Raw genomic sequence first — 26,487 nt, 5'->3', positions numbered from 1 at the left:
TTGTGCGATCGGAACGCGTCCTACCGTCCTGCCTGTCGTACTACCAACCGGGCTTCCAGCAGGCTTTCCTTCTGGACAGGTAGCTCGCTCACAGCTGAATGTGCAGTTCAGGGCTCTACCTGGGTTACCGATGGTGTCCCCGACTGTTGAGGTCTCAATTCTTCGGAGCGTGAAGGCTTCGGGTGGACAGCGCATCAGCGAGCGCCACGGTCTCAGGGCTCGGGCAGTGATCGAGCTCTGCCAGTTCGGTTCTGAGCAATGCCAGCGTGCGGGGAACGGAGTCGAGCTGACCGAGTTCGGCCTGCACGGTGAGGATGTCTCGGTAGACGCTCTCGTTGTAGCGGTCCAGCCGACGGATCTGTTCCAGCAGCGCAAGCCGCTTCTCCGGCTGACCGGCGAGTCCACGGGACAGGTCTGCAAGGGCGTCGAGGAGATCACGCCGGACCGATTCTCGAAACGGTTCGACCCAGGCGGAGGTGCAGTCTTCGGCGAAGTCACCTGCGTACAGCCGCAGAAAGCCGGCCAGCTCTTCAAAGCCCGCTTGTTTGACGATGGCGAGGTCGGTGTCGACGCGGTCCGGAGCGAGCATGAGGCGACCCTTCTTGTCGCTCTGGACGACATCGGCGGCTCCGGTCTCGGCAAGCGCGCGGCGCAACCGGGACAGCAAGTTGTGCAAGGAGTTCCGCGGACGTTCGACGGGAGCATCAGGCCACAGCGCCTCGATCACGGCGTCGAGCCGCGCCCCACGGGGATGGTGCACGGCGAGGTAGGCGAGCAGTTCGAGGTGCTTGTTCGTGAGCAGGTTGGTGAGGTCGCGTTCACCGCTCTCGGCACGATGTACCAGCCGCACGTCGCCGAGCACCCTTACCAGCAAGGGTTTCGTCGTGGCTGATTCGACGGCAGGTTCAGTGCCGCCCTCCGCCGCGTGGAAGAGCTCGAGCAGTTCAGCAGACTCGGCTGCGGGCAAGCTGAACAGCTTGGCCTCACTGAGCTGCTCGTGCAGGTCAGGCGTAGTGGCACTCACCGTCCCGTCGGCGCGCACCCTGATGGTTCCGCCCCGCTGCCACTGACCAAGCAACAGCACGACCGCGCCGCTGGCGAGTGCGGCCTGCACGTGCTCTTCACACTCGGGTGTCGCGTTGGTGACGAGCACGGCACACTCGGGTTCCTGTTGCAGGACTTCAGTCACTGCATCGAGATCGGGAACGAGCTTGATGGCTGACGGCAGCATCGTCTGTTCTCCCAGCAGGTCGTTGCTGGTGAGGATGATCCGGTTGCGTCCATTGGCGACGAGGTGGATGAGCAGGGCCCGGAGTGCGGGCGGTGCGCCTGGGCCGACGAACCCGATGCCGTTGGCCGCGGCCAGGTCCAGGATGATCTCGTGACCGTCGCGGATGCCCACTGCGGTTGCCTGCGGTTCGGCGCGCAGGTCGGGTTCGGGGTGGAGGTCATGGGCGATGCGTAGCGCTCGCACTATCGGGCCCTGTGGGTGTTCGAGGTCGCGGCGGTCCCTGCTGCCTGGGCGATAGCGCCGTCGCCGCCAGACTCGGGCACTCACGATCGCGCCACTCACGGCAGTAGCGAGTCCTATTGCAACGAACGCACCCGTTGAGGTGCTGACGGCGGGTTCGATCGGCAGTGGCTGTTCGTCGAGCGCGGGCGGCGGCTCCGACGCCACCTCGGTGGTCGGTTGAGCATCGAGGTCAGGTGGCGGCTGCGGCACATGGCCCTTGATCTTCCAGCCGGGTCGGATGTTGTCGGGGTCTGTGAGGGCGAGGCCGTCCGGTTGGACAACGCCGCGGTTGAGCTCGAACAGTTCTGGCCATCGTGTGCCGTCGCCGAGCATCCGGTGGGCGACATGCCAGAGGCTGTCGTAGGTGGTGTGCGCGCCGTCGTGTTGCGGAGGAAGGACTTCCTCGATGACCTCGACCGTGCCGAGCGGCGGTTCATTCGGTAGCGGCAACGTGACCGTCTCCGCCGACGGTGCCGATATGGCGGTAGCGGGCGTGCGGTTACCGAGGACGCTCAGCACGATCGACCCGACCAAGACGGTGCTGAGCTTGCGCAATTCCTTGCCAGTGCCACTCAATTCGCTTGCGGCGGCAGCGAACACCCCGGCGGCAAGCCAGAACCACAGCAGCCAGCCAAGGCAAGCAGACAGGTTCAGGAGGAACCCGGTGCTCATGGGCCTCTGCACCAGATCCCAAAACTCGCTCCGCGTCGGCAGGTGGTCGGGGAGAGGCCAGCCGATGAAATAGGCCAGTGCCCACGGAGGTGCTGCCATCAATACGAGCAGCATCAGGCAGTCGGCGATCATGCCGATGCGGCGTCCGCTCTCCGTGGGCGACTTGTTCACGACGTGCTGACCGGTGTGGATTCAGGTTCGGAGTCGTCGGGCGGACGAACTACGGCTTGCTCGGCGACTGGTGCGGTTGCCGCACGCTTGCGCCGGCCGCGTCGGGGCTTTGCTGCGGCCGACAACCGCGTGAGGTCTGCAACCGGCACCTCGGTGAACTTCGCGAGCTCCTCCAGTTCGATGACGCCCTTCGACTCCGCCAAGACCTCGCCCAGCTGACGTTCAGTGTCGTGGAGCTCGGCGGCGAGGGCTTTACAGCGTTGAGCGAGGTCACCCACCTTCTCGGCACAGGCTGCACGCCTGATGCTCAGTGCTTTGTCGGCCTGGGAGACGCGGAGTCGGATCTCATCGGGGCTGGGCATGACCGCTTCCTTTCACGGTGAGAGTCGGGATGCCGATGAGCCCCAGGAGCAACGTGGGCTGCTCGTCGGTGATGGTGACCTCGACGCTGTCGCCGGTGACCGTCGCGGTTCCCGATCTCCCAGCGGCGGCGAGGAATTGCAGGGCGGCCTCCGTTGCTTCGCCTGGAAGCAGGTGGAGTGTGCCGTCCGCGCGAAATGCGAGGAGGTCGATGTGCTGGGCTCCGGCGCGGGCGGCTTCCTGGGCGATGCCGTTGGCGCTTGCCTTTGCGGCCAGCGCGGCTCCACCGTCGAGGATGAGTCCGGTGAACCCGAGCGCCGCGACGAAAAGCACGACGACGAACATGGTCATGGCGCACCTGTTCCTCGGTAGCGGTCTACCACAGATGTGCTGGTAGCGGTGATCGTGTGGGCAACGGCGATCCCTAGGAACGCCATGCCGGGCAGATCGATCGTGCAGGACACGGTGGCGCTCACGGCGCCGCCAGGACGCAGATCGGCTGCCGCGACATCAACCTGCACTGAACGGCAATGCGCCCCTGCAGCTGCTAAGGACGCTTCCGCGACTGAGCGGCCTTCCGATGTGGCCGTCTGTGTTTCGCGGCTGAGCGAGGCGGCTCGAGCTGCTTGATGCGCTGCGTCGTTCACGCACAGCTTCGTGTTCGCCAAGCTTCCGCTCCCGGCGATGAGCAGAGTGAGCGCAATCAGCAACGGGGTGACCAGTGCGAATTCCGCGGCGACGCTGCCATCGTCTTCAAGGCGGCTGATCATGGTGCCCCTCCCGTTTCCTCCGGTGAGGTGAGCCGCTCGACCGGACCGGAGGCCTCGGCGTGGATCGCGATGTTCCAAAGCGGCAAAGCTCTCAGCGCTACTCCCGTCACGCTGACCGTGGCCCGTTCTTCACCTCGTTCAGCGAGCACGACCGGTTCACGTAGCGAGCTGGTGCCGAAGTTGGTGAGCAGCCGCTGGCCCTCGGTGACACCGTCGGCGGCCGTTCCGCCCGCGGCCCGAGCAGCTGTGAGCGCTTGTACCGCAATCGATTGCGCGATATGCGTCGCATGCAAGTGCAGCGCGAACTGCAGTCCGGTCAAAAGGATCAGGAGCAGCACTGGCATCACGAGTGCGAGCTGGGCGCTCACCATGCCACGCTCGTCATCGATGAACCTGCGCAAGGTCAGGCCTTGAGTTTGGCCACGATGCCGTTGGCCAGTTCCAGCACGGCAGGGCCGAGCAACGCGACGAGCGCGACGCCCAGGCCGATGAGCAGCGCGGTCACCAATGCGGTCTCGCTGACGTAGCCACGATCGTCCTCGTACAGGATCTGCAGCCTGCATTGCACACGACGCAAGGATTCTGCGAGCGAGTTGAACATGATCTCACCTCTATCGATCAGAGTCCGTTGAGGACAGACATGGTTGCGGGATAGCCGATGAACATGAGGAATCCTGCGAGGAGCAGGACGACAGGGAGCGTCATGCGTTCAGTGGCCGCATGTGCTTCGCCTTCGGCCTCGGCGAGTCCTCTGACACGCAGCGCAGCGGCCTTGGCCCTGAGGCTGGCACGGATTTTGGCTCCCTCGGTGCCGGTGAGGCTGACCGAGGCCGCCAGTTCGCGCAGAGAACGTTCGTTCAACTCGTCCCCCAGGCGGGCAAACGCTTGCCACACGGTTGATCTGGTGACCTGGGCGGTGAGAAGCTCGTATCGGAGCCGGTGGAACACCCAGCCGGTGCCGACGTCGGCGGCTGTGCTGAGGGCGGTGTCGACACCGGCACCGCCGGCCAGCAGGACACGGACGAGGTTGAAGTAGGCGCCCAGCGCGTGCCGGAACGTGGTACGTCGACGTTCGGCAGTGCGGCGAACGATGAAGTCCGGTGCCATGAACCCCACAGCGGCGAAGCCGACAGCGATGACGGCAGTGACGGTCCACGTGCGGCCGACTCCGAACGTCGCCACCACGACGTTCGCCAAAACGGGAACGAGAAGACCGAAGCCGGCGGAGATGGCCTTCTGGCTGACATGAGCATCGAGGCTTTTGCCCACCACGACAAGATCTCCGCGTAGCCGAGGCGTTGCAGTAAGACGCTGGATGCGCTGTGGCGGTGGCGCTTCCGCGTTCAGCCTGCGGAGAACGTGCGCCAGCGCGGGCCGAGGCGGGAACGCCCAGACCACCAACGCCCACAGCCCCACACCCAACCCCGCTCCGCAGAGAATTCCTGAGGTCATGGCGCTACCCGGTTTTCGGCGAGGAATCGCTCGGGCTCACGGTCGCGAGCGATCCGGGCCAGCCAGGTGAGCGCGGCTGCGAACACCATCGCGATCAGGCTCAGGACTACCTGACCGGTGATGCTGCTGTACGGCTCCAGGTAGCTGCGGTTGGCCGCAATCAAGCCACCCGCGAACACCACCGTGGTGATCACGACGACACGGACGCTGGTGCGCAGCTGGCGTCGTGCGGTCTCCACGCGAAGCCGCATCGAAACCTGTTCGCGGGCCTCCGCAGCGAGTTCCCCGAGCAGCTCGGCGAGCCGCCGTGCCGGGTGGTCGGCAGCCATTACGAGCGCTGCGATCACGAGATCGGCGGTGGGGTCGTGCAAGTCGTCTCCAAGACATCGCAACGCGGTGGCCAGCCGATTGCCCTCTCGCAGGCGCCGGGCTAGGTCAGTGACCTCAGATCGGATGGCGTCGGGTGCGGTCTCGGCGGTCGCGAGGATGGCCTGCTCGAGGCCTGCCGAGCCCGCGATGACGTCGCGCACCGCCTCGGTCCACGTGGCAATCGCTTCGATCCGTTCCAGTCGACGCCGCCGCTCAGCACCCCCGCGGACGAGACGCGGCACGAACACGACCGCGGACGCCGCCACCACGCCGGCGACAATCCAGCTCGTGGCAACGAAGACCACAGCCGCTGCTGCCAACGCAGCAACAAGGCGCAAAAGGTGGTCCCGATGGAAACGCGGCCGTGATTGCGACGTGTTTCGCAGACCGGAGATGATCAAGCACACGCCTGCTGTCACTCCAGCGGCCAGCACTCCAAAGGCGTACGGGTTCATGATGGCCATCCATTGTGCACATATCCGGCCTCGCTCAGTCGCTCGAGCGACTCGACTCGCAGCGGTGCACCGGGAATCGCCCTGAGATCCGGTCCAGGCCGCCAAATCTCGTTGCTGACGACCTGATTTCCATCGACGTCGACGACTTCCCTGATCGACGTGAGGACCCGCCCGCCATCACGCCGCTTGTCCAGGTGCACCACGAAATGCACAGCCGAGGCGAGCAACAGGTTGGTTGCTTCGACGGTGAGCCGTTCAGGGCCCTGGACCGCGTACGCGGCCAGCTTGAGGAACGCACCGCGGCTGGAGCTGGCGTGCAGGGTGCTCATGGAGCCGTCGTTGCCCATGGACATCGCGTTGAACAGCGGGATGACCTCGGGACCGCGGATCTCCCCTACGATCACGCGATCAGGCTGCATGCGCAGTGACTGCCACACCAGCTCGGACATGCTGACCGCGCCGTGGCCTTCGATGTTGGGCTGACGGGCCTGCAGCGCGACGACGTCTGGGTGTCTCACGCGATTGTGGTCGAGACCGAGCTCGAGTACGTCCTCGATCGTGATCAGCCGCTCCTGAGGCGGGATGGCCGCGGCGAGCGCCCGGAGCAGAGTCGTCTTGCCCGTGGTGACGCCACCGGTGATCAGGATGTTCCGGCGTGCACGTACAAGCGCGGTCAGCAACTCCTCCACTGGCTCATCGAATGTGCCGTTGGCGCGGAGGTCGGCCAGCGTCACGAACTGCAGGCGGTGGCGGCGGATCGACACGCACGGACGCGCGGTGACCGCGATCGTGGCAGCGACCCTTTCGCCGGTGGACAGCGTAAAGTTGGCGAGTGGGGAGCTGGTGTCGAACCGTCGTTCCTCAATGCCGTCGCGGGCGGCGAGGTCACGGACGAGTTGGATCAGTTCGTCGTCACTCGACACGATCGGCGCGAGGCGTTCACGGCTGCCGTCGGCGTGGGTGACGAACACGTGGTCGGCACCGTTGATGTCGATGTTCTCGATGCAGGAGTCGGCGAGCAGCGGTTCCAGCCCCGCGGCACCGAACACATCTGCCAGGACCGCCATGATGACGCGATCCTCGTCCTCCTCGGTGAGCAGGCGTCGGCGGTTGTTGAGGCGCTCGCGGGCGTCGTTATCGATCGCGTCCCGCAGGATGGCTCCGGCGAACTGACGACGTTGCACCGCACCGAGCGGTGGCCGTTGCGCTCGCCCGTCATCACGGAGGCGATCGCTGAGCTGGGTCGTGAGCTCGTTGCGCAGCCGAGCGCGGAGCTCCTGGAGTTCGGGAGCGAGACTCATCGCACGCTCCCTTCGCGATTCTGGAGCCGTTGTGCCAGGGCCGTGACTGCTCGTTGGAGCTGCTTTCGACTGGGGCGACGGGGAATCGATCCGAACACCGGAAGGCCGAGGACGGTGGTGATCTCGTCAGCGGGATAACCACCGCCGGTCACCACGAGACCTGGCCGTGGCGACCACTGCCGCACCTCTTCTGCCACAGCGGCCAGGCGTGTCAGCCCACGGCTATCGCGATGGGTGACGACCAACAGCGCGTCCGCCAATCTCAGCAGTGCCAATGTCGGCGGGTCCGGATCCACCCTGCCGAAATCCAGGATCACCACTGTTCCTGGCACGTTCGCCGCAGCGCGAAGTACCGAGGCGGGCGCCGCTACCAGCGCCACCACCGCAGCCCGGCAACGCGCAGGTTCTACCGGAGCTAGCACGATTCGCATGCCGTCAGAGAGCGTGTGGCTGTGGCGCAGTAGAACGTCTGAGCCTGAATCGCGACGGCTGGCGGCCGCGAGGCTGACCAGACCGGGTGTCGGTGGGAGTCCGAACCGCAGCGACAGATCTCCGCCGCTCAGGTCGGCTTCGACGACCACCCGCCTGCTGGCTGGCGAGTATGTACCGAGCGCGAGCGCCAAGGTGGTAGCGCCCTGTGATCCTTTCAACGTGCAGGTGGCGATCATCATCGTCCACCGCCAGCGGTCAGCACCACGGCCACGTGTTCGGATTGCTGGGAGGCGACGGCCTGAGCATCCGATTCGGACAGTTCCAGCGAGACCACTGCAAGATTCATGTCGCGCCGGTTCTCGAAGACGGACACCACGGCCGGCCAGATTCGCAATTCCCCGATGGGGTTCGCACCGGAGGGTCGTGCCAGCACGATCACGGACGCACCGGCGGACAGATTCGGCGGATACTGCCCTGGCTTGAGGGCAACAGCCGCGATCGCACGACCTTGCGCGGGCACCTTCGGTTGCCCGACCGCGGACGCGGTGAGCAGCAGACCCGCTGGCAGGCGATAGGCCGCTGGCTTGCCCAGCACGGTCGAAGTGGCGGAGGCCGGGACGAGGTCGACGCCGTCGCTGACCCTCAAGCTGACTTGTACTAGGTCCTGCGTGGTCAAGGCCTGACCGACTTCCACTGGACGGGCAAGAGCCAGCGCTTCCTCGTCGCCGGTGAGCCGTTGCATTCCAACGGCTCCTCCCACTCCGCACACCAGCACGATCACGCCCGCTGCTACTGGACGTGGGATCTTGCGCAACACGTTTGACGGCTTCATGTGATCCTCCACAAGGCATGGGGGTACCGCGACGTGTCGCTGGGACTTCGCGGCACGCCTGGGGATTGCTGGGATTCAGCGCGAGTTGAGCGCCTGGCTCTCGATGACGCGCAGCGCGGTCGAGGACGTGGTCGTCAGGTCTGGGAAGACTCCGCTCTGACCTGCTCCGGACCAGCGAATGTTCCACCGCACGGTCGTCGAGAACCGGTAGACCCCACCTGGTTGCGACGACGAGGGTCCGCGATAGACGTGACCGCAGTCTGGCGACGCGCTCTTCGGATCACGACCAGCGGCGAACGGGGTGCCAGGCCCGCTGCAGGTGATTGTGGCGCCGTCGCCGGTCGACCACACAACGGCAACCGGTTCCGCCACGGCGGTAACTGCGATGCCCGGAACGGACGCGGTCGCGCGAATCGAGCGCCAGCCGTTGCGCAGCCACAGCCATGTCGGCAGGTTCACCAGTTGCTCACCCGGAGGACTCAGCGCGATACCGGGATCGGGCAACCGCAATCGGTTGCGCGCGATCTGCGCGACCTGTTCTGGTGTGAATGCCGGTGGAGCCTGCTGACCTGCGGGCAGCCACACCGGCGGACGTGAGGCGGTGTCTTTGCCTTCCGCTGAGCACAGCAGGCGGAACCAACCGCCGGGGCCTTCCGGATGCGGCGTGCCGGGATCGACGTTGTCGACCGGTACGTACCGGCACTCGAACTCTCCAGCGGCGGTGTCGGGAGTCGGTGCGATACCTGGGGTTTGGGTGCTGGCGGTGATGCCGGCCGCGAGTTCACATCCGGCGTGTGGCTGGGGCGAGCAGTCGATGGTGCCCCACCCCGGATCGGCACTCGCTGGTGCACCATGAACCAGCACAAGGCACGAAACCGCCAGAACAGCTCGCCGAGTCAGCATGATCCGACTCCCTGCACTGCGAAGCGCGTTACCCGCCAGCTGCCGTCGGCCTGAGCTTTGACTTCCGCGATGATCGAACGTCGGCCTCCAGCTTCATCATCGACGAGTTGGTCGGTTCCCTTGCGGTACTTCAGCCACGTCGCGTCGTCACCGCAATCTCGGATCATCACGACCGTGGGTATGCCCTCGGGTCTGTCCACATTGGTCACCTTGGGATCGTTCGTGGGTCTGCCTTTCGTGACAACGCCTTTGTCGTTGTCCTCGTGCAGACTCCGGGTGATGACTGAGAGCGCGTCTCCGGCGGCGTATCTGGCCAGCTCGGGCGCCTGCCAATTGGAAGACTCAGCTGCGGCGGCCATCTCGCGCCACATCGCGAGATAGGCCGCAACCGCCTTGCGCTCTGGGGTCTCGGCCGACGAGGTGGACGTCGGACTCGCCGAGGTCGTGCTCGTAGTCGTTGGTGCAACAGCAGGATTAGGTGTGCACGCCCCTGCGAGAACTGCAGCGGCTATGACGGCTTTCACCGCGGCCTCCAGGTCGGGTAGGTAGGTGGTGCCGAGGTGGCCCCGTGTGGGGGTGCAGGGGCCACCTCGACCGGCATGCCCGGTCTGAACGTGACTTCCGGGCGAAGCTCGTCGGAGACACCTGCCAGCACGATGAGCGTGAACAGGGCGGCAGCCCGACGCTGGGCCTTTGGTGCTTCCTCGGCGATGACGGGGTCGGTTTCACGCAGTGGCAGGCACATCACGCGGCCTCCATCAGGTCTGCACGATCGCGTACAGAGCACCGCCGATCAGCGCAGGCCCCATCGCGACTCCCTGGCGGAAGCGGATGACCCTGGCCGTCAACAGAACAGCCGCCGATGCCCCTGCGAGCACGAACGCCACCGCAAACCCGGTGACCAGATGCTGCCAGCTCGACCAGCCGAGGAACAACGCGACCGCAGTCGAGAGCGTCACGTCGCCCAGCCCGGCCTGGCGAGGGGAGCACAGGTGCAGGACCATCCAACAGCTGAACACCGCGCCCATCGCCGCACATGCCCGAAGCAACGACGGCACCTCGTGCTTCGCGAGCGCCGTGCAGCCGAGCAGGATCAGTCCCCCGGCGAGCAGCAGCCCGGAGAGGCGATGGGGCAGGCGACGACAGGTCCAGTCGATCGACGAGACGACGAGCCCGATGATCACCAGCCACGACACCACGGCCACCAGATGAGGCAGGCGACACGCCACGTAGATCAACGCCGTCGCGGTGGCGACACCCACGCTCAGCAGTGGCCACACGCTCAGATAGGCAGAGACAGTCGGCTCGTTCCGTGCGATGCGCAAGCCAGCGATCATCGCGACCGGTCCGGCAACGGCGCCGAGGAGTCCGTAGTTCAGCGCGATCCACATCGCTCCTCCTCGGGTTCGCGCGATTGATCGACGAAAGTTGTCGTTCGACCGGGTGAGATCCCACGCGTGATTGCTGAGAGAACAAGACAGAACGGGCCTGGATCTGCATACCCTCACCTCCTCGGACCTGCAGCTTGCACTGCTCGTAGTTGGGGGACCACGTTCAGTGTCGACAGGTGCGGAGCAGGATCGCCAGGGGAGGGGCGTCTTCAGATGGACAGCAGACGACAGAAGACGGATGTCCAAACGACCGAGCCGACATTCCACGGACTGCTCGAACAGCTGCTGATCGAACGGCGGTTGTCACTCGCCGATGCCGGTGTCGCCGCCAGCGTCAGCAAGAGCCACGTCGGCAACCTCGTGCGAGGCCTGCGCAGACCAAGCCCCGAGATCGCCCAAGCCCTCGACAGGGCGCTCGGCGCGGATGGCCGTCTCGCCGCACTCGCCGTGCCAAAACCTCGGGCACACGCGACACGTGAACGGGTTCGCCCTGCACAGCTGCCGGGTGCCCTGTGCGGGTTCGCTCCTCGGCGCGAGCTGCTCGAGAAAGCCAATGCCGCGCTGTCCGCCCACGAGGGAGTGATCGCGTTCGACGGGCCCGCCGGCGTGGGCAAGACGACCTTCGCGGTGAACTGGGCACGCATGATCGCCGCGGAGTTCCCCGACGGGGTGCTGTTCACCGACCTGCGCGGCTACGCGCCCGACCCGCCGGAAGACCCGGCGATCGTGCTCGGCAGATTCCTCCATGCCCTGGGCGCCGCACCATCGGACATCCCCACCGACCTCGAGGGCCGTGTCGCGCTCTACCGAACGCTCCTGCAGGACACCCGCACCCTCATCGTGCTCGACAACGCCGAGAACGCCGACCAGATCCGGCCTTTGCTACCGAGCTCGCCGAAGTCACTGGCTCTGATCACCAGCCGCAACAGGTTGTCCGGCGCTGTCGTGCACCACGGCGCAGTCCGCATCACTCTGCAGCCGATGACCTGCGCCGAGGCACACGACCTGCTACGACGCCTGGTCGGACCTCGCGTCGACGACGAACCCGATGCCGCGCGGGTGATCGCGCAACGCGCAGGTCGACTTCCTCTGGCGCTGCGCATCGCGGGTGAACGCGCAAGCTTGCTGCCCACTGTTCCTCTACGCAAGTTCGCGGACGAGCTGACGCGTCATCGACCGCTCGACGTGCTGACCGCAGACGAAACAGCCGCCGTGCGAACCGTGCTGTCGTGGTCGCACGACGCACTCCCCCACCAGCTGGCCGTCACGTTCCGGCTCTTGGGACTACACCCCGGCGGACCCATCAGCATCGAAGCAGCCGCGGTGCTGACCGGTCGCACACCATTGCAGGCCCAGGGACAACTCTCCGCGCTGGCGGCCGTGCACCTCGTAGAACAAACCGCGCAGGACAGGTTCGTCATGCACGACCTCGTCCACGCGTACGCGCTGGAACAAGTCCGCGAACACAACACCCAGGAGGTCAACACTGCAGCGCTCACCAGTCTGGTCGACTCCTACCTCGCCACCGGGGCGGCAGCGACCCGGATGCTCTGGCCAGGGCGCACGCGCCGTCCGCTCGACCGACCCCACGGCCAGTTGACGACGACGCCGTTCCACGAACCGGCAGATGCGGTCCAATGGTTCGAGAACGAGCTCCAGCTCCTCGTGAGCCTCGTCCGAACCGGAGCACGCTGGAACATCACCTCGGTCGCCTACCTGCCCGTGGTCGTCAACGAGATGATCTTCCACCGCCGCGCCTGGTCGTGGTGGGTGCCCGCACTGCGCGACGCGCTGCGCATGGCCCGGCAAGGCGCCCACCGCGACGCCGAAGCCTGGGTGCTGGAAACGTTGGGCGACGCCGGCATGGACGAGTCCGACGCGTCCGCTTCCCTCGGGTACTACCGGCAGGCGCTGCAGATCAGGACCGAGCTGTCCGACCACAGTGGAATGGCCGCCTGCCACGTCGGCCTCGGACGTGCCCACCACCAGCTCGGCCGCATCGACACCGCGCTCGCCCACCTCGAAACCGCCTGCCAGCTGGGCGACCCGTGGGAGTTCGCAGTGGCGACGGCATACCTCGGCATCATCACAGCGGCGGCCGGCGACCTGGCCACGGCGCGAACGCTGCTCCTGACCGCCCTGAACATCTTCGACGAAGCCGAAGACAAGATGAACGCCTGCTGCGCCTCCACCGTGCTGGCCGGGTTCGCGGAGTCCGCTGGTGACCTCGACCTCGCGTTGCTCCACCTCGAAGACGCGCTGCGGACCTACACCTCGGTGGCCGACCGGTGGAGCCAAGCCCACATCCACAGCCGCATCGGCGACCTGCATAACCGCCGAAGCCATCACCACGCCGCCCACCAAGCCTGGACCGCCGCCGCCGAACTGCTGAGCAGCAACGCCGAACCTACCGCCGCCGGCCTGCGGCAGCAGTTGATGGACAACCTCAAGGAGGACCGCTAGTGCAGCTGACGCTCACCGGCACGCTCGACACCGACAACGACACCCTCACCTGGGCGGCGCGCGACTACGGCGACACCATCCACCACCGCCCCAACGCTGTTCTCCGTCCCGGCGACCCGACCGACATCAGCACCGTGGTGAGGTACGCACACCTGCACGGTGTGCCGGTCGTTCCGCGCGGCGCCGGACACTCCACCGGCGGCCAATCGCAGGCCCCTGGCGGCATCGTCATCGACATGACCTGCCTGTCCACCATCCACGAGATCGGCTTCGACCGGGTGGTCGTCGACGCGGGCGCACGATGGAGCGACATCGTGCGCGCGACCCTCCCCCACGGCCTCACTCCCCCAGTGCTCACCGACTACCTCGAGCTCACCGTCGGCGGCACCCTCTCCGTCGGCGGCCTAGGCGGCGCCAGCCACCACCACGGCGCCCAAACCGACCACGTCCTTGCCCTCGACGTCGTCACCCCGACCGGCGAACTCATCAGCTGCAACCCGCACGAGAACCGAGAACTCTTCGTCGCCGTACGCGCCGGCCGCGGCCGCAACGGCATCATCACCCGTGCCACTCTTCGCCTGATTCCCGCACCGGAAACCGTGGTGTGGCACAAACTCCGCTACGACGCCATCGACGAGCTCGTCGCAGATCAACGGCTTCTCGTCACCACTGATGCCTTCAACTACGTGGAGGGTCAGCTCAAGGTCCGCGGCGGCCGCTTCGTCGCCGAGCTGGAAGCCGTCTCCTTCGCAGGCTCCCGCTCCGGCCAGCTCACTGATCTCCACCCCCAAGACGGGGAGACCGACACCGTCACCTATTGGGACTTCGTCAACCGTCTCACGACCGCCGAACCGCTCCTGCGTGAGGCAGGACTCTGGGACTCCCCGCACCCCTGGTGCAACGTGATCGTCCCCGACAAAGCCGCCGAAGAAGTGTTGCGCGGCCTCGGAGGCAAACTGGGATCCACGCTCTACAGCGACTTCGGGCTCGTTCTGGCCTACCCGTTGCGCGCCGACCGGATCACCACTCCGCTGCTGCGTCTACCACATGACCGGTTGGTTTTCCTCATCGCCGCCCTGCGCTACGCACCGACTGACGCACCCGACATCGTCGCTGCGATGGAACAGGCGAACGACGCTCTAATCGCCGTCGCGCGACAAGCCGGCGGGACCCTGTACCTCGATCCGCTGTAACCGTATTCTCCTCACAGGAATACGGAAGACATCTTGTCTGTCCGTTCTGGACGCTCGAAAACTGAAGTGCACCAACCACTTCAGAGGAGCAGACCATGAACGAACAGCCCGCCCGCACCCTCATCATGATCGGGACGTTCCTGGCCTCGACGGCCATCGCCATGATGGACACGGCCCCAGCGTCGACCACGACCACGGCTCCGCGCTGCGGTTTCTACCAACTCAGCCGACCTATCCGCGACCTCACCGCGCGCTACGTCCACTGCGCCGGCACCTTCATCCTCATCAAATTCCACTGGAACAACGGCAACGCCTTCACCAGCTGCGAGCCGCCCTGGAGCGACCATCCCTTCTACGCGGACGGCCCGTACCGAGTCGTCAACGCCTACTACGTCCCCACACCACCCAGACTCGGCAACTCGGACGGCCGTGTCTTCTGCCTGACCAGTCAGCCACAAGTCTGACCAGACTCAGTCATCGCCTCGTGCATGCGCGTGAGCAACGCTTTCGACTCGGCCTCACCCAAGCTCGTCTCGTCGAGCTTGCGAACCACCTTGTCGTACCCCTCCAGGGCATCGCCCGCCTCGACGAACAAGCTGGAGTTCTCGGTCTCCACCCACACCAGCGGCTCGTACTTGGGAAAGGTCAACAACGTGAACGGCCCAGCCAAACCTGCGTGCGCCCCAAGTTCCGCAGGCACGATCCGAACCGCGATGTTCGCCCAGGTCGCCCTGCACAGGAGATGAACAATCTGTGCCGCGTGCACCTTGGCCCCGCCTACCTCAAGGCGCAGCGCCGACTCGTGGATGTAGTAGGCGCACTCCACGCGACCACGCCGGAGCAACTCCTGCATTGCGAGCTGCTCCTCAACGCGGCTCTCCAGTTCGTCCTCCGGCACCGTCGCAGACGCACGCAACACCTCCCACATGTAGTCCCTCGTCTGAAGGAAGACAGGAATCACATGCATTTGCCAGCCGACCAGCGTCTTGGCTTTCTGGAGGTTCTCGACGGCTGTGCGAAGCCACCTGGGTGAGCACGTGCCGTGCTGCTGCCACCACCCTTCGGCATCCGTGATCGAGTGAAGCGCCAGCAGATGCACAACCTCGGCGGGCTTGGTCCGGCACGCTCCGAGAAGCAGTGCGACCTCGAGCTGGTTCGCGCCGCCTTTGCCGTTCACCACGCAGGAAAGTTTGCCTTCATCCCAATCCACGATTTCGGCGATCGCGCGGGCCGACAGGCCGGTGGCATCGATGGCCGCCTGAACTCCGGCACCGAACTCACGACCACGAACGGTGGAGAGCCGCTTCGGCATGTCTAGCTCCCCACCCGATCGGTCACCAGCCGCAGGTTCCACTTCTGCTCACCAGACCCGTTGTCCGACAATGGATCCCGATACAGCAAGGACGCTTGACTCAGCCAGCAGGCCGACACTTCCTCAGATCGGAGCACCCCGTCGAGTACCGCCAACGCACGCTCGTACGGCTCGCGTTCAGCCTCGGACTCGATCCAGGTGTCGCCACCGTGCAGAGTTCGCAGCAGAACAACATCATCGAAACGCTGCTCAGCAAACCGCATCATCGTGAACGACGCGCCCTTGCCGAAGTACGACGCCACGTCACCGTTGACGACGCGGAACTCGAACCCAGGCAGTTCGTTCAGCTCCGCCAAGCGTTCGAACTGGTCCACTGTCACCTGAGCGCCCCCGACCGGGTTCTCGAGCTGCGACTCGGGCACGATCAGTCGCACACTCAACCGGCGCGGACTACCCGGCCGTGCCGCGTCCTTGAGGCTCATCGACAAGCGCTCCAGAACCTTGCGCTGCGCAGCGAGGTCGAGGTCGAGGTCGTGCGCAACAGTCCCGGACTCCACCAGCGCCGCGTGGTAGGCCTCGGTGCGTACCAGCTCCGGCAACATCTCGTCTGCGACGATCACCAGCTCACTCGCTTCAGCCATGACGTCCCACGGCGTCCAGGTCAGCCTCGTCCACGCGTCACCGTTGATCCGATCCCACATGACAGGGTCCACAGCCCGCTGCGCCACCCGCACGCAGAGCTCGATCTCCTCGTCGGATGCCTGGCACGCGGCGCCGATCGCCATGACCTCGACCGGCGACACGCGTATCCCAGCCCGGCAGAGCTGAGACAACTTCGCGGGCGAGAAACCGACCAGCTCACCCAGCTCCACGAGTGTCCAGTTGCGTTTCGTCCGCCAGCCCAGCACAGTCCGGCTCAGCGCCCGTACTTCCAGACTTGCTCTACCGGCAACAAGTTCCAGTGCCATGTGCCATCAACCTGTTCCTGATCGGTCCATTGAGGACGTTTGCAACCTGTGTCGCCGCGGGTTCCAGTGGGTGCGTTCACGCGTTGTCGCCGTCGCCGCACCGACGGCGAGATGTACCTGAAGCAACATCCGGCAGGGCGCGGCCACCCTGCGCCAGAACGGCCCGCTGCGGCATTTCCGGCAGTTGCCGTTCTCGTCCGGCTGATGCTCATCCGTGAGAACCCGCAGTGCGGCCACCAGACCCGGAACGTCCTGGCGCATCACGAACAGCGCCGACTGCCCATCACCGTCAGCCGCGACCTGCGACACGAGATCAAGGTGCTCCTGAAAGCGCCGTCGCAGCTCAGAGAACAAGACCAAGTTGGTCATCGCCGATCCCCTCACAGCTAACCGGCAAGGCGGCGCGATTCCGTCGCCTCCGCGTAGTTCGACAGCGCTTGCGCCACCGCAGCGCGAAACACACGAAGTCCTTCATCCCCGGCGTTGACTTCCTTGCAATCCAGGGCTGACGTGACGACCACCGCCGCCCGCGCGAGCACCGAGGCCTCCGCGAGCGTCAGCGCCACAACAACTCGAACCGTTCTTTTCGGCTGCGACACGTGGGTCATAAGGCACTGCTCCACCACGGCCAGGAATCGGCTGAAGCAGCGCCACGGCCAGGTACGGCGTCGACCGTGCCGTGGCGCGCCTCGCTCGCCGGGATCGGATAGCGGCAACGCCGTACAGCCACGGAGCGAGGACCGGCAACAGCATCCCCATCTCCCGACCTACCGCTCTGCCAGCGAGCGCTCATGGAGGGCGCGATCAGGAAGTAGAGCGCAGACGACCTCCGACCGACATCAATATCGCTTATCATCTCAACCCTCCTTCCGCATATCCCCAGGCGACCTTCCGGCAGCACGAGCGTACAGTCCAATATTGGACTCCGATAATGCCCCAAACTGGTGAACGTCTTCCTGCTACTGTCCGTAGCGTCCACCTTGGGTCTGAGCTCCGTTCAGGAGGTGCATGCATGGCGTCGGTGGAGATGCCTGCCTTCATCCACAACATCCAGTGCGGCCGCCTGCTCGAAGCGCTGCGTGGCGAGCGCACGCAGCGCGAAGTAGCGGGCGCATGAGGCTGGAGCCAACCGACGCAGGTCGAACTGGAACGCGGCCACAAGATCTACACGGCCGAAATCCTTGAAAAACTCAAGGCGGCACTCGGAGGAGATGCATCGACCTGGACACAGATCGGCCGGCACGCCGAACTCGGGTCCGTCTCAGTTCCGAAGACCGATCTCCGGTGGAAGTCCAAGTCCGAGCCGATGCGCAAGCTCCTCGACATGGAGCGCACAGCCACGTTGATCCGCTACAAGGCGAGCATGCTGATACCCGGTCCGCTTCAGACCACCGAACTGATGCGTTACCTCATGGAAACCGCCGGGCTCGCCGCCGAAGAAATCGATCAACTGGTTGATCTTCGCGTCCGGCGCCAGGGGGTGCTGGCCAACCCTGAGCAGCGATTCGAGTTCATCATCGACCATGCCGCGCTCACACGGGTAAACCTCATCTCGGACACCAGAGGCATCTGGGCTGGCCAGCTCAAGCGGTTGGCTCAGGTCGCTGCGCAGCCCAACGTCGACATCAAGTTCGTTCCGTTCAGCCACGGCTTCTACCCCGGACAGGAAGCCGACTACCACCTGGCCACATATGAAGCTGATCCGGCGCTGCACCTCGTCTACGTTGAAAGGTACGACGAGCAGGCGGTCCTGCACGATCCGAAGATCGTCAAGAGATACCTGGACCTGTGGCACGCGCAGGAGAAGGTCGCCCTTGGGTCGGATCAAGCGGCGAGCTTCCTTGCGTTCGTGGGTGGGCCACTGCCGTCGTGACGAATGGTGACGGCAACAGCGGAAGGATCGGCTCACGCGATGAACGAGCCATCAGCAGATCTCGATATCGGCTTCACGCTCTGGTTCAAGTCCTCCTACAGCCAGCCGAAGGACAGCTCCTGTGTCGAGATCAGGTTCGGACCTGATCAGACCGGCGTTCGCGACTCCAAGGCACCCAACTCAGGCCAGCTGGCTTTCGGCGGCGGCGCATGGACTCAGTTCAGGACCTGGGTGAGCGACGAAACCCGCACTGACACAACCACGTCCTGACGACCCGTGGCTCGGCCCGGCAGACGACCGGGTCGAGCCACCAAGGCAGGCGCTTCTCCGGGTGGGACGTTGCTTCTATTGGTTGCCCAATGCTGGGGCCCAGGGTGACCAGGTGGCGTGGCGGACTGGAAGTCCGGCCTCACGGAGCTGACTGACGACGCGGGGATCATCGTCCACGATCAGAACGACCGTGCGGCGCTGTTGAAGCTCGAGAACGCGTTCAAGCTTGACCAACCGAGCCGGTCGCTTGTCGCCTTGGGGCTGCATCAGCAGCTCACCCTGTGGCAGGCCATGTTCGGCAAGCCATCGGCGAGTCAGCTCGGCCAGCCGTACCGGCCGCCCGGTGAGCCACACGATGTCGTGGTCAGCGGCCAGTTCATGCGCCAGCTCGGCGCCGTCCGGTAGCACCGGATCATCGCCGGCCGCGTCGAAGAAGTCCGCCCACTTGGTCGGCGAGTCGGAATCGAGGAGGTGGAGGCGATGCTGGACATCCGCCACGGTCCCGTCGATGTCTATCACCGCAACCGGTCGCGTCACGCGGTCGCCACCAACTTCTCGGTGAACAGCGCGTCTGCGTCGATGAGCTGGCGGCGTCCGATGAACCGGCTGGTCACGAGGAGTCCCGCCTCGTGCGCTTCTTGTCCCGCGTGGCTGTAGACCGCGTCCTTGACCACCCAGGGCGTCAGGCCGCGCTCGAACGCGTCACACGCCGTCTTGAGCACGCACGACTCCGTGGCGATCCCGACGATCACAATGTCGGTCCAGCCGTGTTGTGCCACGGTCGCGGCGCCTTCGTCGGTGAACAGCGAATATATCGGCTTGTCCAGCACCTTGATCGCGCGCTGCGACGCCGGTATCAGGTCGTCGACGATGTCGATCTCGGGGGACTCCTGCATCCGCGACCAGTTGATCAGCCGCTCGTAGGGCGATCCCGGGTGGTTGACGAATCGGGTGAACACGGTCGCGCCGCCGGCTTGTTCCCACCGACGCACAACGTCTGCCACGTGCGGAACGATGGGCGCTGATTTGCTGGACACGAAGCCGTTCTGCACGTCCACGACCACCAGCACGCTCTTGGCCAGATCCACCTGATCATTCTCCGCTCGTGTCTCGCAGCAGTTCCAGCGCGGTCGTCAGGTGCTCGCCCAGCTCGCTGGTGTCGAGCACCGCTCGTCGCATCGCGGCGTGTTGCGCTGTCTCCTGCGGCCTGGTCATGGTCAACCGCGACCTGACCGCGCGGATCCAACGCCACCCGTACTCAGCTGAAACAACTGGATCACATCCTTGTTCCACCTGCTCGTGCACGTGGTGGCAGTAACACCACAGCGCTTGTACCAGCAGCTCGCAGTCGATCAAGTCAGAGGTCTGCAGCGCGCGTCCTACCGCCTGCGGGTAGTAGCTGAGTCCCGCCCAGCTGGCACAGCCGATGGACAAGCCGCGGATGCCGAACTCGTCGATGCGGCTGTCGCGGAAGCCTTCGCGCAGCAACGTCTGCTCGACCAGCTCCGCGTGGTGCAGGGACGGCCCGGCCTCGTCTGTTCCGCGGTCGAGCAGTACGCGCGGCATGCTCAACAGCCGCATGGCGGTGTCGAGGGCCTGGCCGCTCCACGGTGACTCGTGCAACCAGTAAGCCGACAGCACGTAGTGCGCGATGGGGGTGTCCGAGCCGGTCAGCTCGCGTAGCCACTCGGTCGCCCACTGCCTGGTCTCCCGGTAGGTCTGCCGACGCCACATCGCGAGGCTGACGATGTTCGGCACGCTCAGCTCCTCTGCCAAATGAAAGACCGCTACACCCCAAGGGAACGCGTACAACTCGCAGAGACCGCCGGGATGCTCGACCCGTCCGACGTGGCAGTCCGCCCACTGCACCGAACCAGGTACGAGGTTCGCCCGTTCGATGAGCGTGGAGAGCAGTTCGGTTCCGAGGTACACCGGCACGAACTTGTGGCTCGTGAGGCCACACGACTGGCAGCCCGTCGCTCCCGTGCTGAGGGCGCCGAACAGCTCGTGCGGTGTCGCCTCGAACGCGGCGCAGTACAACCGGATGTAGACCTCATCGCGCACTGCGGCTCTGCCGGTCTCGTGCCGGTAGATCGCCTTGGCCATGGCGCCCAGTTCAGGTGTCGTGAGCTCCAGTTCACGACCGAGGCGCTCGAACTCCCTGGCGAGCCGGTCTCGCCCCCACCCCTTGGCCTGCCGCCGGCCGATCAGCACGAGGTTCGGTGTCGGCCGCTTCCCGTCACCGGTCGCAACGGCGTCGCTGGACATGATCGATGTCCTTCCGTGTCCCTGCCTGTCATCTGCCGCGTGGTCGTCGTCCGAACCATATTTGAATCATCCCGAACGAACTCTGGAGGAGCGATGGCCCAGTGGTTGGCTGAGCAGCCCAAGACCATCGTCGTCCAGCCGACAACGCTGTGCCCGATGGACTGCACCTACTGCTACCTGCTCGAACGGCACCTCAAGCAGGAAATGACGCCGCTGGTGGCATCGGCGATCGCGGCGGGCATCTGCCCGTCGTGGGAGCCGGTCGAGGTGGTGTGGCACGGCGGCGAGCCGTTGGCGGTCGGGCTCACTCGCTTCGTGGAGTTGTTGCAGCCCTTCGAGTCCCTGCGCCGAGCAGGGCGCGTGCGGCACAAAGTCCAGACCGGCGGCGGCAGGCCGATCACCGACGCATGGTGCGACGTGTTCGAGCAGTACGAGATCAGCGTGGGCGTGAGCATCGACGGATCTCGCGAACTCAACCACCACCGCGTCGATCGCGGTGGCAACCCGATGTTCGACCGGACCATGGCGAGCATCGCGACCCTGAAACGACGCGGTCTCTCCTTCGCCGTCCTGGCGGTGGTCAGCCATGACGCCACCGGGCAGGCCACGCGGGTCCTGGACTTCATGCGGGAACTGGGCACTTCATGGGTTGGATTCAACGTCGAAGCGAAGGAGGGCGCGAACTCCCACGGACAGACACCCTCGATCGACGACGCCCGCCAGTTCTGGCGCGACACCTTCGAGTGGTGCCGTAGCAACAACGACGTGACCGTACGGGAGGTCGCGAACCTTTTCGGGTTCCTCGGCCTGACGCAAGAGCAGCGCGATGCGGACTCCCGGCACGACCCCATTCCGACGATCGCCTGGAATGGAGACGTGGTGCTGCTGTCGCCAGAACTGCTCGGGGTTCGCAGCACCACCTACGACAACTTCATCGCGGGCAACGTCCTGGTGAACGACCTGCCCGCGATCGTGCGGCGCGCTGACGAACTGCAGTACGTCCAAGAATTCACGGTCGCACTGCAGACCTGCAAACAGACGTGCGAGTTCTTCTCCTTCTGTCAGGGCGCGCACGCGGGTGATCGGTTCTTCGAACACGGTACTTTCGCCGCGACCGAGACCGACCACTGCCGAAACTCCGTTCAAGCGCCTGTCCTGGCGCTTGCCGAACTACTACAGGCGAAGGAGAGCAGATGACGGTCTTGGAGCAAATGGTGCGCGCGGTGTCCACCGGGGACAATGGATGGGCACAGGTCGTGGCCGCCAGAACCACGAGGGGCGTGAACGCCAGCGGCGTGGACTGGGGCCGCAAGGGCGGCAGCTGGGGCAAAGAAGGCGAGTTCTGGAAGAAGTGAGCATGGACGCCGTGGAGATCGAGAGAGCCGTCGAGCAACGACGCGTCTGGCTCGACAAACAGCTCGACGTGGCAGCGACGGCGCTCGACCTGAGCGTGGTCGGTCAGTCGGTGAACACTTTCGACATGCGCTCAGCCGGCGCCGTCGCCCGCGACCAGGACGGCGACGTCTGGCTGAGAGTCGTGGTGCAGGACGACGACTACGAGCCTGTCTGCCGATGGGACGGCAACGTCACTGCCAACTCGATCCGCGGCGTCGCCAAACCCGCGGTTCTCCGCTGGCACGACTGGCAGAACAACGTCGAGTACCTGCGGGGCCGGCGTATCCGGGGCGAGGTGATGACCCTCGCCCCAGGGACGACGGTCGCTCCCGGCGGCGTCCTGCACGATGACCCCCAGTTGCCCGACACCTGGTGGCAGGGCCTGCGCCGGTCACTGGCAGCGCTGGCGACGCATCCGACGGAATGGCACAACGAGTTGGGTGCGGTGGCCTTCACCATCCGCGGCGTCGAACACCACTTCGGCATCACCTTGCCCGACAACGTCTTCGCGGACATCAGCTGGACGACCGCGCACGCAGATCTGCATTGGGGCAACCTGCGCCGGCCGCAGATGTGCATCCTCGACTGGGAAAGCTGGCGTCCCATGTTCGCCGGCTACGACCTCGCCACGCTCTACTGCAACAGCCTCCTGCACCCGGTCACCGCCCGGCGGATCCGCGACATGCCCGAACTGCACACCCACAGCGGCAATCTGGCTCTCCTGTCTGCGGTCTGCCGTTACCTCTGGATCGTGGGCGAAGGCAGCGACTGGGATCCGCTCGAACCACACCTTCGGGCCGAAGCCGAGACGGTCCTCTCCAGCATGAGCAGGAGGACCGAATAAGTCGGCATCGCGCCGATCATGACACGGCCGGAATCCTTGGACGATCCGCGAGATCTGCGCTTGAAGTTGGGCTCCAGAGGCCCTCCGTCGCAGCGAAGAACTGAGCGAACTGCCGAGTCAGCGGCGTCCGCGCTCGCTACCGTCGCCTCGTGAACCTGCGGCGCGTGGATCTCGCGTTCTCGACGGCGGTCAGCTTGAAGCCGCTCTTCACCGCCCATCGAACAACTCGAGCGGAACCGTGGTGCTAGCGCACGGCATCACCGTCGACATGAACGAGGGCGGCATGTCGGGACAACTGCGACTTCCACACGGTGACAGGCTCGGACCACGGGTTCGACTCGCGCGAGCGAGGACGAGGCGATCAAAGTGACGGTCGAGGGCTCTTCGGCGGAAAGCTGGCCACGACGTGAACGTCCAGGCGCTCTACGCGCCGGTGCCCGTCGGCGAAACCTCTGTGGTCGGAACTCACTGCACCTTCGGCTACCCGAAGGAAGGTCGAATCAGCGCCGAGCAGCAGCTGCCGAGCTCCCAACTTGCCGGTTCCGAGGTGGTTGTCGGCGAGCGGTGTCAACTGACAAACAGGGTCGTGCTCTTCGAAGGCGTGCAGATCGGTGACGCCTGTGTGCTCGAAGATCGCGTTCGAGTCGGCTACGACAGCGAGCTGCACGAGTACACGCGACCGCACCAAGACCGGTGAGGAGCCACCGGTGATCGAGGCAGACACCCTGGTGGGGTTCGGGGCTCGCGTCGTCGGTGGGGTTCGGATCGGGCCACGCAGCTACGCCGCAGCGGGTCCGGTCGTTACGTAGGATGTGCCCCAAAAGCACGTCGGGACCGGCGTGAACGAGCACACACCAGCTGACTGATGGTCTGGGGAACGCTTGCAGAGCCTCCTCGCGTATTGGCGTGGTGCAACGACCCGAAAGCCTCAAGAGGCAACAAATTGTGAGTCCTCGGTGTCGCTGCCGACTTCCTGTTTTGAAACGCTGACGCACTAGTGGCGGAGCCACGGCGACTTCCACACCGGCAACCTGCTGACCCCCAATGGCCAGCTCAGCGCCATCATCGATTTCGGCGCGTTCGGGTGGGTGATCCGGCCCTCGACCTGATCATCGCCTTCACCCTCCTGTCCGCCGACACGTGGGCTACCTTCCGCGCCTTGCTCGACGTGGACGAGGCCACCTGGACTCGTGGTCGTGGCTGGGCTTTGGCCACCGGTTTGAATGCGTATCTCCATTACGCCGCCGGCGACCCGCAGACCACCGCCAGATCACCCAGGCACTCGCTGGGTAAATGGATGGCGACGATCGGCGGCGATCTACAGGATCGCCGTTGTGCAGTCACCTATCCGCGAGGCGCGGGACAACGACTGGCCGCAGCTGTGGCCGATCATCCGCGACGTCGTGACCGAACAGCAGACCATGCCCTACGACCCCGCCATGACCGAACAGGACGCCAAGCGGATGTGGCTGTTGCCCGCCCCTGCGCGGGTAACGGTGTCGACCAACAGGAGTCGGGTGACCGGCGCCGCGAACATGTACGCCAACCGGCCCGGTCCCGGCAGTCACGTCGCGTCCGGCAGCCTGATGGTCGGCCGGCACGCACGAGGCACGGGCGTGGGACGTGCCCTCGCCACCGACATGATCGACTGGGCGCGGCGGAGCGGGTTCGCGGCCATCCAGTTCAACGCCGTCGTCGACACGAACACGGCCGCCGTCCGCCTCTACGAGAGCCTCGGATTCGTCACGCTCGGCACCGCCCCCGGCGCGTTCCGTCATCCCACCGAGGGGTTCGTGGGCCTGCGCATCATGTGGCTAGACCTGTAGCTCAGCGTGCGGCCATGCCCGCGGACAGGTCGACGTCCGCCGCCGTCATGCCGGGCATGTGCAGCATGGCGAGCACGGCCTGGGCCACCTCGGATTCCTCGACCATGCGCTGCAACGCGGCCATGGACACGAACGTCTGCTCCGCGTCGTCCACGGAGACGCCGGTCTTGGCGGCCTCCAGCCGGAGGTTGCGCTCCATCCGCGGCCCGCGCACCGGGCCGGGCGAGAGGCTGTTGACGTTGACCCCCCACGGACCCACCTCGTAGGCCAGGGTCGTCGTCAGCCCCAGCACGGCCATTTTCGAGGCGGTGTACGGGGTGCGGCGGGCCAGCGGGCGTTTGCCGCTGACCGACGCGATGTTGATGACGTCGCCGCGACCGGCCGCGGTCATCGCGGGCAGGAACGCCTGGCACATCAGGAAGACACCACGCACGTTCACCGCGAACACGTCATCCCAGTCGTTCGAGTTGATGCCGACGAGTGACGCCACCGGTCCCGCGACGCCCGCGTTGTTGATCAGGATCGAGATGTCCTCATCGGACAGTTCCGTGCGCAACGCCTTGACCGCAGCCGGATCCGAGGTGTCCGCGACGGCGACCCTGGCGTTGTCGAGCCCTTCGGCGGTCTCCTCCCGCGTCTCCCGGCGGCGCCCGACGAGCACGACGCGTGTACCCGCCACCGCCAGCGCCTGCGACACCGCCCGGCCGAGGCGGTTGCCCGCACCCGTGACGAGCGCGGTCCGGCCCTCGATCTGGTTGGGGAAGACGCCGTTCACAGCTGGACGCCTTCCGGCTTCCACGGCAGGTCCGCGCCGGCGTAGAGCGCTGCCCGGACGTCACCGGACCGCGCGTGGCCCTCGAACTGCTCGACCCTCGCCGCACGTCCGCACAGCTCCGCGCTGGACTGGTGGTTGAGAACCTCTTGGTAGGTAACGGTCTTGAGATACTTTCCGACCCACAGGCCGCCGGTGTAACGGGCCGCGCCCCTGGTCGGCAGTGTGTTGTTGGTGCCGATGACCTTGTCGCCGTAGGAAACGCAGGTGCCCTCGCCGACGAACAGCGCGCCGTACTCGTGCATCTTCTCCGGCGCCTCACGGGGTTCCTGGGTGAGGCACTGGACGTGCTCGCTGGCGAACGTGTCCGCGAGTGCGTACGCCTCGTCGAGGTCCGAGACCACGATGACCTGGCCGTGGTCGCGCCACGCGGGCTCAGCGAAGTCGCGAGTGGACATTCCCGGCAGCAACGCGTCGACGTGCTCGCTCACCTTGAGCGCCAGTGACGCAGTACGACTTGTTGTTCCCGGAGACGCGGATCCGGAATAGCTGTCCCAACACAGTTGTCCTAGTACTTCTACACCGTGAGGTTCTCGGCGAAGACGCTGCCGATCAACCGGATCGAGGCGGGTCCGCCGGGGTTGATCAGCACGTCTACCTCGTGTTCTCGCAGCAGGTCGCC

Annotated in this window: 34 protein-coding genes; 12 read left to right on the top strand and 22 right to left on the bottom strand. The window is 65.6% G+C overall.

Translation table 11 applies throughout. From position 1 onward, the window contains the following. Positions 1 to 154: 154 nt before the first annotated feature. The 14 genes from ABZX92_RS12650 to ABZX92_RS12585 form a co-directional block, all read right to left on the bottom strand. On the bottom strand, positions 155 to 2,356 hold the full coding sequence (locus ABZX92_RS12650) for a hypothetical protein (RefSeq protein ID WP_355557376.1): 2,202 nt from the start codon (positions 2,354 to 2,356) through the stop codon (positions 155 to 157). Beyond that, the gene (locus ABZX92_RS12645; RefSeq protein ID WP_355557373.1) at positions 2,353 to 2,718 is read right to left on the bottom strand and encodes a hypothetical protein; all 366 of its coding nucleotides are present in this window, start codon (positions 2,716 to 2,718) and stop codon (positions 2,353 to 2,355) included. Before ABZX92_RS12645 ends, ABZX92_RS12650 begins: the two co-directional genes overlap by 4 nt. Continuing rightward, positions 2,702 to 3,067 (bottom strand): pilus assembly protein TadG-related protein, encoded by a 366-nt coding sequence (locus tag ABZX92_RS12640; protein WP_355557370.1) that lies wholly within the window; start codon positions 3,065 to 3,067, stop codon positions 2,702 to 2,704. Before ABZX92_RS12640 ends, ABZX92_RS12645 begins: the two co-directional genes overlap by 17 nt. Next, positions 3,064 to 3,486 (bottom strand): TadE/TadG family type IV pilus assembly protein, encoded by a 423-nt coding sequence (locus ABZX92_RS12635; protein WP_355557368.1) that lies wholly within the window; start codon positions 3,484 to 3,486, stop codon positions 3,064 to 3,066. The genes ABZX92_RS12640 and ABZX92_RS12635 overlap by 4 nt, the downstream gene beginning before the upstream one ends. After that, complete coding sequence (locus ABZX92_RS12630) at positions 3,483 to 3,887, bottom strand: TadE/TadG family type IV pilus assembly protein (protein WP_355557366.1); 405 nt, start codon at positions 3,885 to 3,887, stop codon at positions 3,483 to 3,485. Before ABZX92_RS12630 ends, ABZX92_RS12635 begins: the two co-directional genes overlap by 4 nt. 2 nt (positions 3,888 to 3,889) lie before the next feature. Then, positions 3,890 to 4,087, bottom strand: coding sequence for a hypothetical protein (locus ABZX92_RS12625; RefSeq protein WP_355557363.1), 198 nt, complete (start codon positions 4,085 to 4,087; stop codon positions 3,890 to 3,892). Between the two features lie 17 nt (positions 4,088 to 4,104). Continuing rightward, the gene (locus tag ABZX92_RS12620) at positions 4,105 to 4,755 is read right to left on the bottom strand and encodes a type II secretion system F family protein (RefSeq protein ID WP_355557360.1); all 651 of its coding nucleotides are present in this window, start codon (positions 4,753 to 4,755) and stop codon (positions 4,105 to 4,107) included. 179 nt (positions 4,756 to 4,934) lie between these two features. Beyond that, positions 4,935 to 5,771, bottom strand: coding sequence for a type II secretion system F family protein (locus ABZX92_RS12615; RefSeq protein ID WP_355557358.1), 837 nt, complete (start codon positions 5,769 to 5,771; stop codon positions 4,935 to 4,937). After that, positions 5,759 to 7,063, bottom strand: a complete 1,305-nt coding sequence (locus ABZX92_RS12610) for an ATPase, T2SS/T4P/T4SS family (RefSeq protein ID WP_355557355.1) — start codon at positions 7,061 to 7,063, stop codon at positions 5,759 to 5,761. Before ABZX92_RS12610 ends, ABZX92_RS12615 begins: the two co-directional genes overlap by 13 nt. Further along, on the bottom strand, positions 7,060 to 7,734 hold the full coding sequence (locus ABZX92_RS12605) for a chromosome partitioning protein (protein ID WP_355557352.1): 675 nt from the start codon (positions 7,732 to 7,734) through the stop codon (positions 7,060 to 7,062). Before ABZX92_RS12605 ends, ABZX92_RS12610 begins: the two co-directional genes overlap by 4 nt. After that, the gene (locus ABZX92_RS12600) at positions 7,731 to 8,276 is read right to left on the bottom strand and encodes a hypothetical protein (protein ID WP_355557349.1); all 546 of its coding nucleotides are present in this window, start codon (positions 8,274 to 8,276) and stop codon (positions 7,731 to 7,733) included. Before ABZX92_RS12600 ends, ABZX92_RS12605 begins: the two co-directional genes overlap by 4 nt. A gap of 126 nt (positions 8,277 to 8,402) precedes the next feature. After that, the gene (locus ABZX92_RS12595; protein ID WP_355557346.1) at positions 8,403 to 9,230 is read right to left on the bottom strand and encodes a hypothetical protein; all 828 of its coding nucleotides are present in this window, start codon (positions 9,228 to 9,230) and stop codon (positions 8,403 to 8,405) included. After that, the gene (locus tag ABZX92_RS12590; RefSeq protein ID WP_355557343.1) at positions 9,224 to 9,589 is read right to left on the bottom strand and encodes a hypothetical protein; all 366 of its coding nucleotides are present in this window, start codon (positions 9,587 to 9,589) and stop codon (positions 9,224 to 9,226) included. Before ABZX92_RS12590 ends, ABZX92_RS12595 begins: the two co-directional genes overlap by 7 nt. A gap of 399 nt (positions 9,590 to 9,988) precedes the next feature. Beyond that, positions 9,989 to 10,621 carry a prepilin peptidase gene (locus tag ABZX92_RS12585; protein ID WP_355557340.1) on the bottom strand — a complete coding sequence of 211 codons (633 nt, stop codon included), beginning with the start codon at positions 10,619 to 10,621 and terminating at the stop codon, positions 9,989 to 9,991. A 213-nt stretch (positions 10,622 to 10,834) separates the two neighbouring features. On the opposite strand from ABZX92_RS12585, the gene ABZX92_RS12580 reads away from it, so the two are divergent. From ABZX92_RS12580 to ABZX92_RS12570, 3 genes are all read left to right on the top strand, one after another. Then, positions 10,835 to 13,084 (top strand): tetratricopeptide repeat protein, encoded by a 2,250-nt coding sequence (locus ABZX92_RS12580; RefSeq protein ID WP_355557337.1) that lies wholly within the window; start codon positions 10,835 to 10,837, stop codon positions 13,082 to 13,084. After that, on the top strand, positions 13,084 to 14,277 hold the full coding sequence (locus ABZX92_RS12575) for an FAD-binding protein (RefSeq protein WP_355557334.1): 1,194 nt from the start codon (positions 13,084 to 13,086) through the stop codon (positions 14,275 to 14,277). Before ABZX92_RS12580 ends, ABZX92_RS12575 begins: the two co-directional genes overlap by 1 nt. A 95-nt stretch (positions 14,278 to 14,372) precedes the next feature. After that, the gene (locus ABZX92_RS12570) at positions 14,373 to 14,741 is read left to right on the top strand and encodes a DUF6355 family natural product biosynthesis protein (protein ID WP_355557331.1); all 369 of its coding nucleotides are present in this window, start codon (positions 14,373 to 14,375) and stop codon (positions 14,739 to 14,741) included. Here ABZX92_RS12570 and ABZX92_RS12565 read toward each other — a convergent pair. Genes ABZX92_RS12565 through ABZX92_RS12550 form a run of 4 tightly spaced genes read right to left on the bottom strand, consistent with a single transcriptional unit; the run spans position 14,726 to position 17,165 of the window. After that, positions 14,726 to 15,589: a DUF5753 domain-containing protein gene (locus ABZX92_RS12565; protein ID WP_355557329.1), complete on the bottom strand. Its 864-nt coding sequence runs from the start codon at positions 15,587 to 15,589 to the stop codon at positions 14,726 to 14,728. The two genes, ABZX92_RS12570 and ABZX92_RS12565, sit on opposite strands and share 16 nt — an antisense overlap. A 2-nt stretch (positions 15,590 to 15,591) precedes the next feature. Then, a complete protein-coding gene (locus ABZX92_RS12560; RefSeq protein WP_355557326.1) occupies positions 15,592 to 16,557 on the bottom strand; it encodes a Scr1 family TA system antitoxin-like transcriptional regulator in 966 nt (321 codons plus the stop codon). 6 nt (positions 16,558 to 16,563) lie between these two features. Further along, positions 16,564 to 16,926, bottom strand: a complete 363-nt coding sequence (locus tag ABZX92_RS12555) for a hypothetical protein (RefSeq protein ID WP_355557323.1) — start codon at positions 16,924 to 16,926, stop codon at positions 16,564 to 16,566. 17 nt (positions 16,927 to 16,943) lie between these two features. Further along, positions 16,944 to 17,165 (bottom strand): hypothetical protein, encoded by a 222-nt coding sequence (locus tag ABZX92_RS12550; protein WP_355557320.1) that lies wholly within the window; start codon positions 17,163 to 17,165, stop codon positions 16,944 to 16,946. Between the two features lie 698 nt (positions 17,166 to 17,863). On the opposite strand from ABZX92_RS12550, the gene ABZX92_RS12545 reads away from it, so the two are divergent. The 3 genes from ABZX92_RS12545 to ABZX92_RS12535 all read left to right on the top strand — a co-directional run bounded on the left by ABZX92_RS12545 (position 17,864) and on the right by ABZX92_RS12535 (position 19,105). Further along, the gene (locus tag ABZX92_RS12545; protein WP_355557317.1) at positions 17,864 to 18,430 is read left to right on the top strand and encodes a DUF5753 domain-containing protein; all 567 of its coding nucleotides are present in this window, start codon (positions 17,864 to 17,866) and stop codon (positions 18,428 to 18,430) included. Positions 18,431 to 18,469: 39 nt separating this feature from the next. Then, positions 18,470 to 18,700 carry a DUF397 domain-containing protein gene (locus tag ABZX92_RS12540; protein WP_355557315.1) on the top strand — a complete coding sequence of 77 codons (231 nt, stop codon included), beginning with the start codon at positions 18,470 to 18,472 and terminating at the stop codon, positions 18,698 to 18,700. A 117-nt stretch (positions 18,701 to 18,817) separates the two neighbouring features. Next, entirely contained in the window at positions 18,818 to 19,105 is a 288-nt protein-coding gene (locus tag ABZX92_RS12535) for a hypothetical protein (protein ID WP_355557312.1), read from the top strand. A gap of 128 nt (positions 19,106 to 19,233) precedes the next feature. Here ABZX92_RS12535 and ABZX92_RS12530 read toward each other — a convergent pair whose 3' ends face one another. Together ABZX92_RS12530 and ABZX92_RS12525 are read right to left on the bottom strand one after the other, a co-directional pair. Further along, complete coding sequence (locus tag ABZX92_RS12530; protein ID WP_355557309.1) at positions 19,234 to 19,788, bottom strand: isochorismatase family cysteine hydrolase; 555 nt, start codon at positions 19,786 to 19,788, stop codon at positions 19,234 to 19,236. A gap of 4 nt (positions 19,789 to 19,792) precedes the next feature. Beyond that, positions 19,793 to 20,968: a hypothetical protein gene (locus tag ABZX92_RS12525; protein ID WP_355557307.1), complete on the bottom strand. Its 1,176-nt coding sequence runs from the start codon at positions 20,966 to 20,968 to the stop codon at positions 19,793 to 19,795. A gap of 39 nt (positions 20,969 to 21,007) precedes the next feature. Here ABZX92_RS12525 and amcB point away from each other — a divergent pair, with 39 nt between their 5' ends. From amcB to ABZX92_RS12495, 6 genes are all read left to right on the top strand, one after another. Continuing rightward, on the top strand, positions 21,008 to 22,165 hold the full coding sequence (amcB, locus tag ABZX92_RS12520; RefSeq protein ID WP_355557304.1) for a cyclophane-forming radical SAM peptide maturase AmcB: 1,158 nt from the start codon (positions 21,008 to 21,010) through the stop codon (positions 22,163 to 22,165). Next, positions 22,162 to 22,323, top strand: a complete 162-nt coding sequence (gene amcA, locus ABZX92_RS12515; protein WP_355557302.1) for a multiple cyclophane-containing RiPP AmcA — start codon at positions 22,162 to 22,164, stop codon at positions 22,321 to 22,323. Before amcB ends, amcA begins: the two co-directional genes overlap by 4 nt. A 2-nt stretch (positions 22,324 to 22,325) precedes the next feature. Then, positions 22,326 to 23,207, top strand: a complete 882-nt coding sequence (locus ABZX92_RS12510; protein WP_355557300.1) for a hypothetical protein — start codon at positions 22,326 to 22,328, stop codon at positions 23,205 to 23,207. Between the two features lie 406 nt (positions 23,208 to 23,613). Beyond that, on the top strand, positions 23,614 to 23,904 hold the full coding sequence (locus tag ABZX92_RS12505) for a hypothetical protein (protein WP_355557297.1): 291 nt from the start codon (positions 23,614 to 23,616) through the stop codon (positions 23,902 to 23,904). 334 nt (positions 23,905 to 24,238) lie between these two features. Further along, complete coding sequence (locus ABZX92_RS12500) at positions 24,239 to 24,316, top strand: hypothetical protein (RefSeq protein WP_355557522.1); 78 nt, start codon at positions 24,239 to 24,241, stop codon at positions 24,314 to 24,316. A 225-nt stretch (positions 24,317 to 24,541) separates the two neighbouring features. Further along, on the top strand, positions 24,542 to 25,033 hold the full coding sequence (locus ABZX92_RS12495) for a GNAT family N-acetyltransferase (protein WP_355557294.1): 492 nt from the start codon (positions 24,542 to 24,544) through the stop codon (positions 25,031 to 25,033). Position 25,034: 1 nt separating this feature from the next. On the opposite strand, the gene ABZX92_RS12490 is transcribed toward ABZX92_RS12495, so the two are convergent. Both ABZX92_RS12490 and ABZX92_RS12485 read right to left on the bottom strand, forming a co-directional pair. Then, positions 25,035 to 25,808, bottom strand: a complete 774-nt coding sequence (locus ABZX92_RS12490) for an SDR family oxidoreductase (protein WP_355557291.1) — start codon at positions 25,806 to 25,808, stop codon at positions 25,035 to 25,037. After that, the gene (locus ABZX92_RS12485; protein WP_355557519.1) at positions 25,805 to 26,308 is read right to left on the bottom strand and encodes a histidinol dehydrogenase; all 504 of its coding nucleotides are present in this window, start codon (positions 26,306 to 26,308) and stop codon (positions 25,805 to 25,807) included. The genes ABZX92_RS12490 and ABZX92_RS12485 overlap by 4 nt, the downstream gene beginning before the upstream one ends. Positions 26,309 to 26,487 lie beyond the last annotated feature (179 nt).

Source organism: Lentzea sp. NPDC006480 (assembly GCF_040611995.1).
Taxonomy (GTDB): Bacteria; Actinomycetota; Actinomycetes; order Mycobacteriales; family Pseudonocardiaceae; genus Lentzea.
This window is presented reverse-complemented; position numbering and strand designations above follow the sequence as displayed.

What these genes read in the sequence shown, in the direction of transcription:
- ABZX92_RS12645 (WP_355557373.1), bottom strand. Translation starts at nt 2,718, where the DNA reads ATGCCCAGCCCCGATGAGATCCGACTCCGCGTCTCCCAGGCCGACAAA.
- ABZX92_RS12640 (WP_355557370.1), bottom strand. Translation starts at nt 3,067, where the DNA reads ATGACCATGTTCGTCGTCGTGCTTTTCGTCGCGGCGCTCGGGTTCACC.
- ABZX92_RS12635 (WP_355557368.1), bottom strand. Translation starts at nt 3,486, where the DNA reads ATGATCAGCCGCCTTGAAGACGATGGCAGCGTCGCCGCGGAATTCGCA.
- ABZX92_RS12625 (WP_355557363.1), bottom strand. Translation starts at nt 4,087, where the DNA reads ATGTTCAACTCGCTCGCAGAATCCTTGCGTCGTGTGCAATGCAGGCTG.
- ABZX92_RS12615 (WP_355557358.1), bottom strand. Translation starts at nt 5,771, where the DNA reads ATGGCCATCATGAACCCGTACGCCTTTGGAGTGCTGGCCGCTGGAGTG.
- ABZX92_RS12610 (WP_355557355.1), bottom strand. Translation starts at nt 7,063, where the DNA reads ATGAGTCTCGCTCCCGAACTCCAGGAGCTCCGCGCTCGGCTGCGCAAC.
- ABZX92_RS12605 (WP_355557352.1), bottom strand. Translation starts at nt 7,734, where the DNA reads ATGATGATCGCCACCTGCACGTTGAAAGGATCACAGGGCGCTACCACC.
- ABZX92_RS12595 (WP_355557346.1), bottom strand. Translation starts at nt 9,230, where the DNA reads ATGCTGACTCGGCGAGCTGTTCTGGCGGTTTCGTGCCTTGTGCTGGTT.
- ABZX92_RS12590 (WP_355557343.1), bottom strand. Translation starts at nt 9,589, where the DNA reads ATGGCCGCCGCAGCTGAGTCTTCCAATTGGCAGGCGCCCGAGCTGGCC.
- ABZX92_RS12585 (WP_355557340.1), bottom strand. Translation starts at nt 10,621, where the DNA reads ATGTGGATCGCGCTGAACTACGGACTCCTCGGCGCCGTTGCCGGACCG.
- ABZX92_RS12580 (WP_355557337.1), top strand. Translation starts at nt 10,835, where the DNA reads ATGGACAGCAGACGACAGAAGACGGATGTCCAAACGACCGAGCCGACA.
- ABZX92_RS12570 (WP_355557331.1), top strand. Translation starts at nt 14,373, where the DNA reads ATGAACGAACAGCCCGCCCGCACCCTCATCATGATCGGGACGTTCCTG.
- ABZX92_RS12565 (WP_355557329.1), bottom strand. Translation starts at nt 15,589, where the DNA reads ATGCCGAAGCGGCTCTCCACCGTTCGTGGTCGTGAGTTCGGTGCCGGA.
- ABZX92_RS12560 (WP_355557326.1), bottom strand. Translation starts at nt 16,557, where the DNA reads ATGGCACTGGAACTTGTTGCCGGTAGAGCAAGTCTGGAAGTACGGGCG.
- ABZX92_RS12555 (WP_355557323.1), bottom strand. Translation starts at nt 16,926, where the DNA reads ATGACCAACTTGGTCTTGTTCTCTGAGCTGCGACGGCGCTTTCAGGAG.
- ABZX92_RS12550 (WP_355557320.1), bottom strand. Translation starts at nt 17,165, where the DNA reads ATGACCCACGTGTCGCAGCCGAAAAGAACGGTTCGAGTTGTTGTGGCG.
- ABZX92_RS12545 (WP_355557317.1), top strand. Translation starts at nt 17,864, where the DNA reads ATGCGCAAGCTCCTCGACATGGAGCGCACAGCCACGTTGATCCGCTAC.
- ABZX92_RS12540 (WP_355557315.1), top strand. Translation starts at nt 18,470, where the DNA reads ATGAACGAGCCATCAGCAGATCTCGATATCGGCTTCACGCTCTGGTTC.
- ABZX92_RS12525 (WP_355557307.1), bottom strand. Translation starts at nt 20,968, where the DNA reads ATGTCCAGCGACGCCGTTGCGACCGGTGACGGGAAGCGGCCGACACCG.
- amcA (WP_355557302.1), top strand. Translation starts at nt 22,162, where the DNA reads ATGACGGTCTTGGAGCAAATGGTGCGCGCGGTGTCCACCGGGGACAAT.
- ABZX92_RS12510 (WP_355557300.1), top strand. Translation starts at nt 22,326, where the DNA reads ATGGACGCCGTGGAGATCGAGAGAGCCGTCGAGCAACGACGCGTCTGG.